9 protein-coding genes are annotated in these 15,559 nt (G+C 71.3%); 4 read left to right on the forward strand and 5 right to left on the reverse strand.

What is annotated here, in order from left to right:
* Positions 1-54: 54 nt before the first annotated feature.
* The 4 genes from ABFY07_RS12595 to dnaK are packed head-to-tail and all read right to left on the reverse strand — an operon-like array spanning position 55 to position 4,269.
* Positions 55-540 carry a heat shock protein transcriptional repressor HspR gene (locus ABFY07_RS12595; RefSeq protein WP_346174570.1) on the reverse strand — a complete coding sequence of 162 codons (486 nt, stop codon included), beginning with the start codon at positions 538-540 and terminating at the stop codon, positions 55-57.
* Between the two features lies 1 nt (position 541).
* Positions 542-1,717, reverse strand: a complete 1,176-nt coding sequence (gene dnaJ / locus ABFY07_RS12600) for a molecular chaperone DnaJ (protein WP_346174571.1) — start codon at positions 1,715-1,717, stop codon at positions 542-544.
* A 45-nt stretch (positions 1,718-1,762) separates the two neighbouring features.
* On the reverse strand, positions 1,763-2,410 hold the full coding sequence (gene grpE, locus ABFY07_RS12605) for a nucleotide exchange factor GrpE (protein ID WP_346174572.1): 648 nt from the start codon (positions 2,408-2,410) through the stop codon (positions 1,763-1,765).
* On the reverse strand, positions 2,407-4,269 hold the full coding sequence (gene dnaK / locus ABFY07_RS12610; RefSeq protein WP_346174573.1) for a molecular chaperone DnaK: 1,863 nt from the start codon (positions 4,267-4,269) through the stop codon (positions 2,407-2,409). Before dnaK ends, grpE begins: the two co-directional genes overlap by 4 nt.
* Before the next feature lie 357 nt (positions 4,270-4,626).
* On the opposite strand from dnaK, the gene ABFY07_RS12615 reads away from it, so the two are divergent.
* Entirely contained in the window at positions 4,627-6,891 is a 2,265-nt protein-coding gene (locus ABFY07_RS12615) for a (Fe-S)-binding protein (protein WP_346174574.1), read from the forward strand.
* A 151-nt stretch (positions 6,892-7,042) separates the two neighbouring features.
* Here the strand turns inward: ABFY07_RS12615 and ABFY07_RS12620 are convergent, their stop codons facing one another.
* Positions 7,043-9,721, reverse strand: a complete 2,679-nt coding sequence (locus ABFY07_RS12620) for a SpoIIE family protein phosphatase (protein WP_346174575.1) — start codon at positions 9,719-9,721, stop codon at positions 7,043-7,045.
* Positions 9,722-10,994: 1,273 nt separating this feature from the next.
* Between ABFY07_RS12620 and ABFY07_RS12625 the strand changes: the two genes are divergently transcribed.
* The 3 genes from ABFY07_RS12625 (at position 10,995) to ABFY07_RS12635 (ending at position 15,539) form a co-directional block, all read left to right on the forward strand.
* A complete protein-coding gene (locus ABFY07_RS12625; protein WP_346174576.1) occupies positions 10,995-12,446 on the forward strand; it encodes an FG-GAP-like repeat-containing protein in 1,452 nt (483 codons plus the stop codon).
* Between the two features lie 351 nt (positions 12,447-12,797).
* Complete coding sequence (locus tag ABFY07_RS12630; RefSeq protein WP_346174577.1) at positions 12,798-14,447, forward strand: FG-GAP and VCBS repeat-containing protein; 1,650 nt, start codon at positions 12,798-12,800, stop codon at positions 14,445-14,447.
* 144 nt (positions 14,448-14,591) lie between these two features.
* Complete coding sequence (locus ABFY07_RS12635) at positions 14,592-15,539, forward strand: Yip1 family protein (RefSeq protein ID WP_346174578.1); 948 nt, start codon at positions 14,592-14,594, stop codon at positions 15,537-15,539.
* Positions 15,540-15,559: the final 20 nt, after the last annotated feature.

Here is a 15,559-nt window from a genome sequence, read left to right on the forward strand (position 1 = left end):
AAGGATCGGTCACCGGGCCACCCGATGGGGTGGGACCGGGGGCTCCCCGCCCCGCTACTCCGAGCGCTTGGACTTCGGCCGCCACACCACCAGCGCGCTGGCCTGCCGGACCTGGTCGTAGGGGACCAGGTCGCGGCGGTAGGAGGCGTGGACCGCGGCCTCGCGCTGCTGCATCGCCGCGGCCGCGCCCTCGACCGCGGCCTGGAGTTCGGCGACGCGCTCCTGGAGGGCGGCGACCTGGTTCTCCAGTTCGATGATGCGCTTGATACCGGCGAGGTTGATGCCCTCGTCCTGGGAGAGCTGCTGCACCTGGCGGAGCAGCTGGATGTCGCGGGCCGAGTAGCGGCGCCCGCGGCCGGCCGTGCGGTCGGGGGAGACCAGGCCCAGCCGGTCGTACTGGCGCAGGGTCTGCGGGTGCAGCCCGGAGAGCTGGGCGGCGACCGAGATGACGTACACCGGCGACTCGTCCGTCAGCTCGTACGGATTGCGGCTCCTGGGCGCGCCCGTACCGCTCCTGCCTCCGACCCCTCGGCCATCCATGTCATGCTCCCTTCGCGGACTGGAACAGCTCCGCCCGCGGGTCCTCCCCCGCGGTCGCCTCCCGATACGACTCCAGCGCCTCGCGCGCCTTGTCGCTGAGGTCCTTGGGGACGGTGACCTCAACGGTGACCAGCAGGTCGCCGCGGGTGCCGTCCTTGCGCACCGCGCCCTTGCCGCGGGCGCGCATCGTGCGGCCGTTGGGCGTGCCGGCCGGCAGCTTGAGGGTGACCGGGGGGCCGCCGAGGGTGGGGACCTTGATCTCGCCGCCGAGGGCCGCCTCCGGGAGGGTGACGGGCACGGTGACGGTGAGGTTGTCGCCCTTGCGGCCGAAGACCGGGTGGGGGTCGACGTGGACCACCACGTACAGATCGCCGGCGGGGCCGCCGGTCTCGCCCGGGGCGCCCTTGCCGCGCAGCCGGATCCGCTGGCCGTCGCTGACGCCGGCGGGGATGCGGACCTGCATGGTGCGGGCGCTGCGGGCGCGGCCGCTGCCCTTGCAGGCCTCGCACGGGTTCTGCGCGATCAGGCCGCGGCCGCGGCAGTCCACGCACGGGTCGGTGAGCGAGAAGCCGCCCCCGCCGCCCCGGCTGACCTGGCCGGTGCCGACGCAGGTCGGGCACACGCGGGGCGTGCCGTTCTTGTCGCCGGTGCCCGAGCACGCCTTGCACGGGGCCTGACTGGACATCCGCAGCGGGACCGTGGCCCCCTCCACCGCCTCGGTGAAGCTCAGCGTCACCTCGGACTCGATGTCCTGGCCGCGGCGCGGCTGGGCCCGGGTGGAGGTGCCACGGTTGAAGAGGCCGCCGAAGACGTCCCCGAGGCCGCCGCCGAAGCCGCCGCCCGCGCCGCCGCCCTGGGCGCCGCCGAAGAGGTCGCCCAGGTCGAAGTTGAAGGTGCCGCCGGGGCCGCCCGCGCCCGGCCCCGGGCGGAATCCGCCGTTGCCGAACAGGGCGCGGGCCTCGTCGTACTCCTTGCGCCGCTTGGGGTCGCCGAGGACGTCGTTCGCCTCGGAGATCTCCTTGAAGCGCTCCTCGGCCTTGGCGTCGCCCTTGTTGGCGTCCGGGTGGAACTCGCGGGCGAGCTTCCGGTACGCCTTCTTGATCTCCGCCTCGGTGGCGTCCTTGGGGACGCCGAGGACTTTGTAATAGTCCTTCTCGACGAAGTCCTTGGTGCTCATCCCCGACGTCCCTCCTCTCCTGCCATCGCTGTCACATCAGCCACGTCAGCCCTCTTCCGGGCCACCGCTCTCCTCATCCGGCGTCTCGTCCCCCTTGGGCTGTGCGCCCGGCTGGGGCTCGGCGACGGCGACCCGCGCCGGGCGGATCGTTCGCTCGCCGATTCGATACCCCGGCTGCAGAATCTGCACGCACGTGGTTTCGGTGACGTCCGGCGCGTACGAGTGCATGAGCGCCTCGTGCACCAGCGGGTCGAAGGGCTCGCCCTCCTTGCCGAACTGCTGCAGGCCCATCTTCGCCGCGACCGTCTCCAGCGACTCGGCGACGGACTTGAAGCCGCCGACGAGCTCGCCGTGCTCACGGGCGCGGCCGATGTCGTCGAGCACGGGCAGCAGCTCGGACAGGAGGTTCGCCACGGCGATCTCCTTGACCGTGACCCGGTCCCGCTCGACCCGGCGCCGGTAGTTCTGGTACTCCGCCTGGAGCCGCTGGAGGTCGGCCGTCCGCTCGTTGAGGGCGGTACGGACCTGGTCCAGCTGGGCCTGGACGGCCACCTGCTCGAGGTCCCCTGCCGGGGCCTCCGGGCCCGCCTTGTCGGCGGACCCGGCGGCACCCTTGGCCGCATCCTCAGGGGTCTGTGCGGCCTCGGAGGGGACGTCGGGCTGCTCCTCGAAGCCCGGGGTCTCCTCCGTCACGCGGCACCACCCTGTCCCTTGTCAGCCTTCTCGTCGTCCACGATCTCGGCGTCCACGACGTCGTCGTCGGCCTTGGCCTGGCCGTCACCGGCCGCGCCCGCCGCACCCGCCGCGCCCGCGCCGTCCTGGGCGTTGGCGTACAGCGCCTGGCCCAGCTTCTGGCTGACGGCCGCGACCTTCTCGGTGGCGGTGCGGATCTCGGCGGTGTCGTCGCCCTTGAGCTTCTCCTTCAGCTCGCCGACCGCGGTCTCGACCTCGGTCTTGACGTCGCCGGGGACCTTGTCCTCGTTGTCCTTGAGGAACTTCTCGGTCTGGTAGACCAGCTGCTCGGCCTGGTTGCGGGTCTCGGCGGCCTCGCGGCGCTTGTGGTCCTCCTCCGCGTACTGCTCGGCCTCGCGCATCATGCGGTCGATGTCGTCCTTCGGCAGCGCGGAGCCGCCGGTGACGGTCATCTTCTGCTCCTTGCCGGTGCCGAGGTCCTTGGCGCCGACGTGCATGATCCCGTTGGCGTCGATGTCGAAGGTGACCTCGATCTGCGGCACGCCGCGCGGGGCCGGCGGCAGGCCGGTCAGCTCGAACATGCCGAGCTTCTTGTTGTACGCCGCGATCTCGCGCTCGCCCTGGTAGACCTGGATCTGCACGGACGGCTGGTTGTCCTCGGCCGTGGTGAAGATCTCGGAGCGCTTGGTCGGGATGGTCGTGTTGCGCTCGATCAGCTTGGTCATGATGCCGCCCTTGGTCTCGATGCCGAGGGACAGCGGGGTGACGTCGAGCAGCAGGACGTCCTTGACCTCGCCCTTGAGGACACCGGCCTGGAGCGAGGCGCCGATGGCGACGACCTCGTCCGGGTTGACGCCCTTGTTGGCCTCCTTGCCGCCGGTCAGCTCCTTGACCAGCTCGGCGACGGCCGGCATACGGGTCGAGCCACCGACCAGGACCACGTGGTCGATCTCGGACAGCGCGATGCCCGCGTCCTTGATCACGTTGTGGAAGGGGACCTTGCAGCGCTCGAGCAGGTCGCTGGTGAGCTGCTGGAACTGGGCGCGGGTGAGCTTCTCGTCCAGGTGCAGCGGGCCCTCGGCGGAGGCCGTGATGTAGGGCAGGTTGATGGTGGTCTCGGTCGAGCTGGAGAGCTCGATCTTCGCCTTCTCGGCGGCCTCGCGGAGACGCTGGAGCGCCATCTTGTCCTTGGACAGGTCCACGCCGTGGCCGTTGTTGAACTGCTTGACCAGGTAGTCGACGACGCGCTGGTCCCAGTCGTCGCCACCGAGGTGGTTGTCACCGTTGGTGGCCTTGACCTCCACCACGCCGTCGCCGATCTCCAGCAGCGAGACGTCGAAGGTGCCGCCGCCGAGGTCGAAGACCAGGATGGTCTGGTCGTCCTTCTCGAGCCCGTAGGCGAGGGCGGCGGCAGTAGGCTCGTTGACGATACGCAGGACGTTGAGGCCCGCGATCTCACCGGCCTCCTTGGTGGCCTGGCGCTCGGCGTCGTTGAAGTACGCCGGGACGGTGATGACCGCGTCCGTGACCTTCTCGCCCAGGTACGCCTCGGCGTCCCGCTTGAGCTTCTGCAGGATGAAGGCGCTGATCTGCTGCGGGTTGAAGTCCTTGTTGTCGAGGTTGATCTTCCAGTCGGTGCCCATGTGGCGCTTGACCGACCGGATGGTCCGGTCCACGTTGGTCACGGCCTGGCGCTTGGCGACCTCACCGACCAGGACCTCGCCGTTCTTGGCGAAGGCGACGACGGACGGCGTGGTCCTGGCGCCCTCGGCGTTGGTGATGACGGTGGGCTCACCGCCTTCGAGCACACTGACGACGGAGTTCGTCGTACCCAGGTCGATGCCGACCGCACGAGCCATTTCGCAATCCTCCAACTACACAGCATTGAGTGGAACAGGCTCAAGAGTGCCTGACGGATCCCCTCGTGTCAACAGACCTGAGTCCGGCGGGCTCAACTTTTATACGGCCCTTATGGACAGGACACGGACAAGGGGGGAGGGGTGAGGTGACGAGAGGGCCGGCGATCCGGCCAAGCGACACAGATCACCGGCCGGTCGGCTACATGGGCTGCCGCTTCCCCGGGTAATCTCGGTCAAGACCAGATAAGTTACTGCTTAGTAATCGCCTGTTTCGACTGCTTCGACTGCTAGTAATCCGTTCCGCCCAGTAATCCGCACTGCTCAGTAATCCGCTCTCGCAGGTTCGAGGAGCCCCCAATGCAACTCGCCGCGATCATCGTGTCGCTGGTCCTCACGGCGGTCGGCGTTGCCCTGCTCGGCCGCGCCATCGCGCAGTTCGTGCGCTTCTTCAAGCTCGGCGCACCCGTGCCGGCGGGCACCCGGACCGACAACCCCTATCAGCGCAGCGTGACGCTGGTGAGGGAGTTCCTGGCGCACACCCGGATGAACAAGTGGGGGATCATCGGGATCGCCCACTGGTTCGTCGCGATCGGCTTCCTGACCCTGCCGCCGACCATCATCAACGCCTACGGCCAGCTCTTCCAGGCCGACTGGACGCTGCCGATCCTCGGCGGCTTCCTCCCCTATGAGCTGTACATCGAGTTCATCGGGACGATGACCACCCTCGGCATCGCCACCCTGATCGTGATCCGGCTGCTCAACCTGCCCAGCCGGGCCGGCCGCAAGTCCCGCTTCGCCGGCTCCACGGCCTGGCAGGCGTACTTCGTCGAGTACGTCATCCTGATCATCGGCCTGGCGATCATGGCGCTGCGCGGCACGGAGGGCGCGCTGCACCACGTCGACTCGTACCAGCCGGAGTACTTCGCCTCGTACCCGCTGGTGCTGCTCTTCAAGAGCCTCAGCGTCGGCACCGTGCAGAACCTGACCTATCTGTTCGCGATGATCAAGCTCGGCACGACCATGGTCTGGATGATCACGGTCTCGGTGAACATCGACATGAGCATCGCCTGGCACCGCTTCCTCGCCTTCCCCAACATCTGGTTCAAGCGCGAGTCGAGCGGAGACGTCGCGCTGGGCGCGCTCCAGCCGATGACCTCGGGCGGCAAGCCGATCGACTTCGAGGACCCGGGCGAGGACGACCAGTTCGGCGTCTCCCAGATCGAGCACTTCTCCTGGAAGGGCCTGCTCGACTTCTCCACCTGCACCGAGTGCGGCCGCTGCCAGTCCCAGTGCCCGGCCTGGAACACCGGCAAGCCGCTGTCGCCCAAGCTGCTGATCATGTCGCTGCGCGACCACTCGCACGCCAAGGCCCCGTACCTGCTCGCCGGCGGCGGCAAGACGGCGGAGGGGGAGGAGAAGGCGAGCGCCGAGCAGCTCGCCGAGGTGCCGCAGGCCGCCCTCGCCGAGGCCGAGCGGCCGCTGATCGGCACTCTGGCCGAGAACGGCGTCATCGACCCGGACGTGCTGTGGTCCTGCACCACCTGCGGCGCCTGCGTCGAGCAGTGCCCCGTCGACATCGAGCACGTCGACCACATCGTCGACATGCGCCGCTACCAGGTGATGATCGAGTCGTCCTTCCCGAGCGAGGCCGGGACGATGCTGAAGAACCTGGAGAAGAAGGGCAACCCCTGGGGGCTCGCCAAGAAGCAGCGCCTGGCGTGGACCAAGGAAGTCGACTTCGAGGTCCCGGTCGTCGGCAAGGACATCGAGGACCTGTCCGAGGTCGACTACCTGTACTGGGTCGGCTGCGCGGGCGCCCTGGAGGACCGGGCCAAGAAGACCACCAAGGCCTTCGCGGAGCTGCTGCACATCGCGGGCGTCAAGTTCGCGATCATGGGCGGCGACGAGTCGTGCACCGGCGACTCCGCCCGCCGCCTCGGCAATGAGTTCCTCTTCCAGCAGCTCGGCCAGCAGAACGTCGAGATGCTCAACATGGCCTTCGGGGAGGACGCGGAGGAAGGCGTCGTCGTCGAGAAGTCCAAGAAGAAGATCGTCGCAACCTGCCCGCACTGCTTTAACACGATCGCCAATGAGTACCCGCAGCTCGGCGGCCACTACGAGGTGATCCACCACACCCAGCTGCTGCAGCACCTCGTCGACGAGGGCAAGCTCGTCCCGGTCACCCCGGTCGAGGGGCTCATCACCTACCACGACCCCTGCTACCTGGGCCGCCACAACAAGGTCTACACCCCGCCGCGCGAGATCATCGCCAAGGTGCCGGGCCTGCGGAACGAGGAGATGCACCGCCACAAGGAGCGCGGCTTCTGCTGCGGCGCCGGCGGCGCCCGGATGTGGATGGAAGAGCGCATCGGCAAGCGCATCAACGACGAGCGCGTGGACGAGGCGCTGTCCCTCAACCCGGACATCGTCTCCACCGCCTGCCCGTTCTGCCTGGTCATGCTCACCGACTCGGTCAACGGCAAGAAGAATTCGGGTGCGGCGAAGGAGTCGCTGCAGGTCGTGGACGTCGCGCAGCTGCTGCTCGACTCCGTCAAGACGCCCGCCGAGCCGGAGGACGACGGGAAGACGGCGCGGGAGCCGGAGCCGGAGCCGGTGAAGTAGCGCCGCGCCTTCCGTTCCGTACGCGCCCGAGGGGCTCGATCCGACCGGATCGAGCCCCTCGGGCGTTTCGGCGCCGTCGATGTGTCAGCGCCACTGACGGTTCAGCACAACCGTTTCAGCACCGCAGCCGTGTCATCGCCGCCGCGCCGTCTCACCGCCGCCGCTTGCCGCGCTCCGGCAGGGTCTGCTCGGTCCAGATGACCTTGCCCTCGGCGGTGTAGCGGGTCCCCCACCGGTCGGCGAACCGCGAGACCAGGAACAGCCCGCGCCCGCCCTCGTCCTCCGTCGCCGCGTACCGCAGATGCGGCGAGGTGGAGCTGGTGTCCGAGACCTCGCAGATCAGGCTGCGGTCGCACAGCAGCCGCACCCGGATCGGCCCCGTCGCGTACCGGATCGCGTTGGTGATCAGCTCGCTGAGGATCAGCTCGGTGGTGAACGCCACCTCGCCCAGGTCCCACTCGGCCAGCCGCGCCGCCACCGCGGCGCGCACCGCGGACACCAGGGACGGTTCCGACGGCACCTCCCAGTCCGCGATCCGCTCCGGCTCCAGCACCCGCGTACGGGCGACGATCAGCGCGATGTCGTCGCTGGGGGTGTCGGGCAGCATCTCGGCGAGGACCGCCGTACAGGTCTCCTCCGGCGTCCGCCCGGCGTGGGAGAGGGAGGCGCGCAGCAGCTCCAGGCCCTCCTCGATGTCCCGGTCGCGCTTCTCGACCAGGCCGTCGGTGTAGAGGGCGAGGTGGCTGCCCTCGGGTAGCTGAAGCTCCACCGTCTCGAACGGCAGCCCGCCCAGGCCCAGCGGCGGCCCCGGCGGCACGTCGGGGAACTCCACCGAGCCGTCCGGGGCGACCACGGCGGGCGGCGGATGCCCGGCCCGGGCCATGGCGCAGCGCCGCGAGACCGGGTCGTAGATCGCGTACAGACAGGTGGCGCCGGTGATCACACCGCCGCCCTCCAGGCTGTCCGAGGTCTCGTCCTGGTCGATCCGGGCGATCAGGTCGTCGAGGTGGGAGAGGATTTCGTCCGGCGGCAGGTCGAGGGTGGAGAAGTTGTGCACCGCCGTCCGCAGCCGCCCCATCGTGGCCGCGGCGTGCAGCCCGTGCCCGACCACGTCACCCACCACCAGCGCCACCCGCGCCCCCGGCAGCGGGATCACATCGAACCAGTCACCACCCACCCCCGACTCCGCCGGCAGATACCGGTACGCCACGTCCAGCGCGCTCTGCTCGGGCAGCACCTGCGGCAGCAGGCTGCGCTGCAGCGTCACCGCCATCGTGTGCTCGCGCGTGTACCGGCGGGCGTTGTCGATGCTGACCGCGGCGCGGGTGACCAGCTCCTCGGCGAGGGAGACGTCGTCCTCCTCGAAGGGCTCGGGCTTCTCCGAGCGCATGAACGTGGCCATGCCGAGGATCACGCCCCGGGCGCGCAGCGGCACCGCGATCATGGAGTGGATGCCGTGGTGGACGATCTGCCGCGCCCGCTCCGGGTCGTGCTCGTGCCAGCCGGCGAAGTCGCGGAGCACCGCCTCCACCGTCGTCTCGCCGGTGGCGAACCCGATGGCCTGCGGCGTGGCCGGGCCGTAGCGGATCAGCCCGCCCAGCGGATACAGCGGCACGTCGTCGCGGATGCCGCTGAGCGCGGTACGGCGCAGCGAGGTGCGCGCCGTGGCGCCGCTGCCCGTCGCCGCGCCCGTCGGCTCCTCGCCGCGCAGCACCGGGTCCACCAGGTCCACGGCGACGAAGTCGGCGAACCGTTCCACCGCGTATTCGGTCAGCTCCTGGGCCGTGCGCACCACGTCCAGCGTGGTGCCGATCCGCAGCCCCGCGTCGTACAGCAGCTTCAGCCGCTTGCGCGCCACATCGACCTTGCCGGACAGGGCGCGCAGCTCGGTGGTGTCCCGCAGCGTCGCGACGCTGCCGGGCGGACCGCCGAAGCGGTCGGTCGGCCGGTGGCTGACCGTCAGCAGCCGGTCCCCCGCCTGGTGCACCTCGTCGGTGGCGGTACGGCCCGACACCAGCAGCTCCGCCGTGCTCGGGTCGAAGCCGAGGTCGGCGACGGGCCTCCCCTCGGCGTCCGGGGGCAGGTCGAACAGCCGGCGCGCCTCGTCGTTGGCCAGCAGCAGCCGCTTGTCCCCGCCGACGATGAGCACGCCCTCCCGTACGGAGTGCAGCACCGCGTCGTGGTGCTCGTACATCCGGGTCAGATCGGCCGGGTCCAGCCCGTGGGTCTGCCGCCGCAGCCGCCTGCTGACCAGCGCCGTACCGCCAGTGGCCAGGGCGAGGGCGGCGGCGACGGCGCCGAGGAGGAGCGGCAGCTGCCGGTCGACTGCGCCGCTCACCTTCTCGACGGTGATCCCGGCGGCGACCAGGCCGACGACCTTGCCCCGGCTGTCGGTGACGGGCACCACGGCCCGTACGGACGGGCCGAGGGTGCCCGTGGACGTCTCGGTGACGGTGCCGCCGTCTGCGGCGGCGCGGTAGTTCCCGAGGAAGTGCCGGCCGATCTGCTCCGAGTCGGGGTGGGTGTAGCGGATCCCGTCCGTCGTCAGGACGACGATGAAGTCGACGTCGGCCCGGGCGCGGGCACGCTCGGTGCGCGGCTGCAGGATCGCAGTCGGGTCGGGGGAGCGCAGCGCCTCGACCATGCCCGGGGCGTTCGCGAAGGCCTCGGCGACGGCGAGCGAGCGGCGGCGGGCCTCCTCGTCGGTGTCGTGTCTGGACTGCAGGACGAGGGTCACCCCGGCGGCGACGGCGAGCAGCAGCACGACCGCCACCTGGAGGAAGAACACCTGGCTCGCGACCGTACGCACCCGGCGCGCGGCGCGCCGCATGGACTGGCTGGTGGGGGTGGGGTGGGTGGGGCGGGGCGCCTGGGGAGCCGGGCCGCGGGGGGTGGGGGGCTCGGGGGGCTCGGGAGGCTCCGGGGCGCGGGTTTCGGGGCCGGGGGGTGCCGGGGCGCGGGTTTCGGGGCCTGGAGCCTCCGGGGCGGGGCCTTGAGGGCTGGAGGGTGGCGGGGCAGGACCTTCGCGCTCCGGGGCGGGCGCGGGCCCGCCGTCTAACGCCGGTGCGGGGGCCTGGGCCGTTGCCTGGGCCGCTGTTTGGGCCTGGACCTGCACATGGACCTGGACCTGGACCAGTGCCGGATCGGGCTGCGGCGAGGGGGCGTGCTCCGGACGCGGAGTGCCGCTCTCGGGACGCGGGGTGCCGCTCTCGGGGAGCCCGGCATCACCCTCAGGACGCCCGGCATCCTTCTCAGACCGCCCGGCATCGCCCTCAGACCGCCTGAGGTCCTTCTCAGACCGCCCGGCATCACCCTCAGACCGCCCGGCATCGCTCTCAGACCGCGGGCCGTCGTTTTTCGGACGCGGCCGTGCGCGTCGTCCGCCCGGCCGCCGGTCGGTCAGCGCCCGGGCCAACGGGACCCGGGACAGACCGAAGGATCCGGCCATGTCGCCGCTTCTGTCGCTCTCGTCGTCCGGCGGGCGAGCGGCATCCGCCGCGGCCGGCTGACCAGTTGTGTCCGACATCTGACTACGCTCCGCTCACCCCCTGCCCCCGCCGGTTTCTCACCGGATCAACAACCACCCGCATGCCGTGCAGTACGACCATGGCCGCCCCCCGCCTCAACCGCTCCGAACATGACTCGATCCTGACCGCGAAATGACCCTTCTCACAACAAGGTTGCGGATCCCAACAGGATCATGCCCCAAACCTCCGCGCAGAAATGTCCTGAACAGCCCTTCCGCACCAAAAGTCATCTCTACAGCCAACCAGATGTTCCGAACCTCATATGTCCCAGAAGCCCCCGATGGGTCCGTCTCGCCCCACGGACCGCGAGGGCGCTTCACCCCCATCCTCCCTCACCCGGAACACCCCAACTGACCTGCTTCCCTGGCCAGTTCACCTTCACAACACCCCCGCACCACCGCCGCGCAACCCTTCCCGCGCGTCGCGAGTCACACCGGCCGGGAGCCGTTCGCTCTACCTCTCGACCTGTCCCCACCCATGGGAGTCCTTTTGCCTCTCTTCCCCGCATCGCCCACTTCCCCGGCATCGCCCGCATCGCGCCCACGGACCCTCGCCATCGCCACCGCCGTCACGGCCATGGCCATCGGCGCCCTCGCCGCCCCGGCCGCCCACGCGGCGACCGCCGACGCCCAGCCCGCGGCGGCCGCCTCCGCTCAGGACGACTTCAATGGCGACGGCTACGACGACCTCGTCACCGCCACGCCCAAGGCGCCCGTGAACGGCCAGGCCGGTGCCGGCAGTGTCGTGGTGCTCTACGGCTCGGCGAGCGGCGTCTCCCCGTCCCGTTCCGTCACGGTCACCCAGGCCTCCTCCGGCGTCCCCGGCACCCCCGAGACAGGCGACGGCTTCGGCTCCGACATCGCGAGCGGCGACCTGGACGGAGACGGCTACGACGACCTGGTCGTCACCTCCAGCGGCGAGAAGGCCAACGACGGCAGCCCCGGGACCGGCTCGGTCACCGTCCTCTGGGGCGGCCCGAACGGCTTGAGGAACGGCGGCACCGCGGTCCCCCACGACAGGGAGGGCGTCCCGGTCGGCGACCCGTTCGGCGTCGACGTCGCCGTGGCCGACATCGACGGCGACCAGGGCCAGAACCTCATCGTGCTCACCGGCAGCAGCCTGGTCCCGTACGCCGACGGCTTCACCCGCACCAGGCCCTCCGCCGCCATGCCCGTCACCGACTCCTTCCGGGAGAACCCCCACGGCCTGGCCACCGGCGACTTCACCCACTCGGGCCACAGCGACATCGTCGTCTACGGCTCGCAGGACACGGACGAGCAGAGCGGCGCCTGGACCGCCGTCTACAGCGGCGGCCCCGCCGGCGTCGAGTTCCAGCGCGAACTGACCACCGGCACCTCGGCCGTCCCGGAGTCCGCCGCGGTCGGCGACTTCGACAAGGACGGCCGCGCGGACCTGGTCACCGGCTCGGGCACCAACTGCTGCCCCGACTCGGTCGAGGACCCGTCCGGCTCGGCCGGCCAGATCACCGTCTACTACGGCGCGCAGGACGGCCTGGGCACCGGCCGCGCCCCCGTACTCATCCACCAGGGCACGGCGGGGGTGCCCGGGGCGAACGAGTACGTGGACCACTTCGGCGCCTCCGTCGCGGCCGGCGACGTGACCGGCGACGGATACGCGGACCTGGCCGTCGGCCTGCCCGGCGAGGAGGTCGACGGCGTGGCCGCGACCGGATCCGTGGTCCTGCTCAAGGGCGGTGCGAACGGCCTGACCGGCACCGGCGCCCAGGCCGTCCACCAGGACACCACGGGCGTCCCCGGCGTCGGGGAGAAGGACGACCACTTCGGCTCGGCCCTCGCCGCGACGGACACCAACGGCGACGGCAGGGCGGACGTGGCCATCAGCGCCTGGGGCGAGGACGTCACCCCCGGAGCCACGGCGGACGGCGCGGTGTGGGTGCTGCGCGGCGCGGGCGGCGGGATCACGACGACAGGTGCGACGTCCTTCAGCGCGCCGAAGTTCGGCTTCACGTACACGGACAGCGAGTTCGGCTCGGTCCTGGGCGGCTGAAGGCGAGTTCCCGGGCCCGGCGGCGGGGGGCCGGTCCTGGGAAGCCCACGTAAGAGAACCTGTACGAGGGTCCGTACGAGGCCCCATACGCGGACCCGCACGAGGCCGCGTACGAGGCCCCGTACGAGAACGCGTACCAGAACGCGTACGAGGCCGCGTACGAAGACCCCGTACACCACCCACCCGCACACACACGCACGCCCGCCCGCCCGCGCATACGCACCCGCGCACGCCCCCACCTGCCACCTGCCTCCTACCTCCCCGTGTACACCCCGAGCCCCGAAAGCCCCGCCATGCAGTGTCGCCACCGCCCCACCCTCAGGGGCGACCGCCGTAACCCAGGTGACCGCCATGAAGGCTGACCAACACGACCAACACGACCAACACGACCGACGCGACCAACACGACCGACATGACCGACGCGACCGATCTGGCCGAGGGCCCCGGACCCCCGCGCCCAGCCGCACCGCCGCCGCGCTGGCCTGCGCCACGGCGCTGGCGCTGCTCGCCGCGTGCGGCTCCGGCGGCGACGGCCGAGGCAGCGGCGGCGGCCCGGACGGCCGGAAGGCCCCGGCCACGTCGGGTGACCACAGCACCTCCCCCACCCCCCGCGATGCACCCGGCAGCCGCCCCGCCACCGCGGTCACCACCCCCACCGCGACCGCACCCGTCCCCCGGGGCAAGGGCAGCGAGCTGCCGGACGACATCAACGGCGACGGCTATCCGGAGCTCGCGCTCCCGCTCTCCGCGAACGAGGAGGACGCCATGCCCTCCCTCCTCGCCTTCGTCCACGGCTCCTCGGGCGGCCTCAACCCCGCCACCCGCACCGTGCTCACCGGCGAGGACCTCGGCCTCCCCACCCGCGGCGACGCGGACGCGCCGACCCTCGCCCCGGCCACGGTGGCCACGGCCGACCTCGACGGCGACGGCTACGCCGACCTGGTGACCCCGGTCTCCGAACCGCTCGGCGAGGCTGACGCCGACCGCCTCCACACCACCGTACGGACCGTCCCGTACGTCACCTGGGGCCGCGCCGACGGCCCCCGGCGCGGCGCCAGGGCTACCCGGGTCCCGCTGAGCGGCCCGGACGACAGCATGGACGGGTCACGGCCGACGGTGGGCGACTTCAACGGGGACGGCCACCACGACCTGGCGACGATCCGCGACGACCGCGTGTCCTTCCTCGTGCTCTACGGTCCGTTCGGCCGGGACGGCAGGGCCGCCCGGGCGGTGCCCTACCGGACCCCGCTGGACAGCGACAACAGCAGCGGCCAGATCGATCGGTTGTTCGCGGACACCATCGACGGCGACCGGCCCACCGACCTGGTGGTGCACGCCATGGACGACAACGGGCAGTCCGCCTCCGTACTCCTCACCGCGGGCCCGGACGGCCTCGCCCGTACCGGCCCCACGCTGCGCGAGGGCAACGCGATCGCCTTCGGCGACTTCGACGGGGACGGCCTGCGGGACGTCGCGGTCGGCGACACCGGCACCCGCAACAACGAGCCCGGCTACGAGACGGAGGCGCCGGAGGTGGACCATACGCTGACCGTCTACACGAGGAAGCGCCTCGAGGACGCGCCCCTCAAAGAGACGCCCACGATCCGGGGAATCAAGATCCCGGACATGGAGGGCGCCCTGGCCGCCGCCGACACCGACGGGGACGGCACCGACGAGCTGGCGGTGCCCCTCGCGTCGGGGGGCGTCGAGATCATCACCGTCCGGCCCGACTCCCCGGGCGACATCGCGCGCCGCCGCACCCTGTCCCGTACCGTCCCCGCCCGCGTGGACGGCGAGAAGATACCGAAGCAGCGACGCGCCGCCCGGCTCCACGGCGCCGGGGACTTCGACCACGACGGCAAGGACGAGATCGTCCTCGCCTGGGGCCGCGCCCCCGGCTTCGCCCTCTCCGGACATCGGCCCGAGTGGTGGTGGATCATCGAGGGCACCGCCGACCGGACCGCCTTCACCAGCGAGCCCTTCGCCACGGACGCCCGCTGACCGGCCAACCCCCGGCCAACCCCCGCTCCGTAGGGGGGACAACCCCCCGGGGTTCCCCTAGGGGATGTCACAGCTCGGCCGCAATGCCGGACCTGTTACGACAGGTCCGGCACCCCGGCCTCGACGACCGGGTACGTTCGAATCGTGGCTGGATTCAGGATCGGACGCGGACGGGACCCCCGGTCCGCGCAACAGGGGCAGCAGGAACCACCGCAGCAGCAGCCGTACGGCCGGCAGGCGCCGCCGTACGGCCAACCGCCGCAGCCGCAGTGGCAGCAGCCCGCCTCACAAGGGGAGCCGGAGTACTTCGGCGGCCAGGACCCGTACTACGGCCCGCCGCAGGGCCACGCCCCCGGCTACGGCCAAGGCGGCCCGGGCGGCTCGTACAGCAACAACGATCCGGGCCATACCCAGCAATTCAGCATCGGCGAGGCGCCCGACGCCTACGACCCGTACGCCCAGGACCCCGGCTACGGCCCCGGCCCCGGCTCGTACGACGACGGCTACGCCCACACCTACCGCGCCGGCTCCTCCACCGCCCCGCCCGCCGGCCCCCGCCTGCCCTGGAAGCAGCTGCTGAGCGGCATCTTGCTGCGCCCGTCGGCCACCTTCTGGCAGATGCGCGACTACGCGGTGTGGGGCCCGGCCCTCATCGTGACGTTCGTCTACGGCCTGCTGGTGGTCTTCGGCTTCGACCAGGCCCGCGAGGACGTGCTGAACGCCTCGATGGGCAACAGCATCCCGGCGATCCTCGTCACCGGCGTCGCCGTCGTGATCAGCGGCCTGATCCTGGGCGCGGTCACCCACACGCTCGCCCGCCAGCTCGGCGGCGACGGCTCGTGGGCCCCGACCGTCGGCCTGTCGATGCTGATCATGTCCATCACGGACGCACCGCGCCTGCTGTTCGCGCTCTTCCTCGGCGGGGACAGCCCGACGGTGCAGGTGCTGGGCTGGGCCACCTGGCTGGGGGCGGGCGTGCTGTTCACGTCGATGGTGAGCAAGTCGCACGACCTGCCGTGGCAGAAGGCGCTGGGGGCGTCGGCGATCCAGCTGATCGCGCTGCTGTCGCTGCTGAAGCTGGGCACGCTGTAGAACAACCGAACCGGAGGCAC

Origin of the sequence: Streptomyces sparsogenes subsp. cuspidosporus (assembly GCF_039532705.1) — a bacterium.
GTDB classification, from domain to species: Bacteria; Actinomycetota; Actinomycetes; order Streptomycetales; family Streptomycetaceae; genus Streptomyces; species Streptomyces sparsogenes.

Coding starts and splice junctions, on each gene's coding strand:
- ABFY07_RS12595 (WP_346174570.1), bottom strand. CDS start 540: ATGGATGGCCGAGGGGTCGGAGGCAGGAGCGGTACGGGCGCGCCCAGG.
- ABFY07_RS12620 (WP_346174575.1), bottom strand. CDS start 9,721: ATGCGGCGCGCCGCGCGCCGGGTGCGTACGGTCGCGAGCCAGGTGTTC.
- dnaK (WP_346174573.1), bottom strand. CDS start 4,269: ATGGCTCGTGCGGTCGGCATCGACCTGGGTACGACGAACTCCGTCGTC.
- ABFY07_RS12625 (WP_346174576.1), top strand. CDS start 10,995: ATGGCCATCGGCGCCCTCGCCGCCCCGGCCGCCCACGCGGCGACCGCC.
- dnaJ (WP_346174571.1), bottom strand. CDS start 1,717: ATGAGCACCAAGGACTTCGTCGAGAAGGACTATTACAAAGTCCTCGGC.
- ABFY07_RS12615 (WP_346174574.1), top strand. CDS start 4,627: ATGCAACTCGCCGCGATCATCGTGTCGCTGGTCCTCACGGCGGTCGGC.
- ABFY07_RS12630 (WP_346174577.1), top strand. CDS start 12,798: ATGAAGGCTGACCAACACGACCAACACGACCAACACGACCGACGCGAC.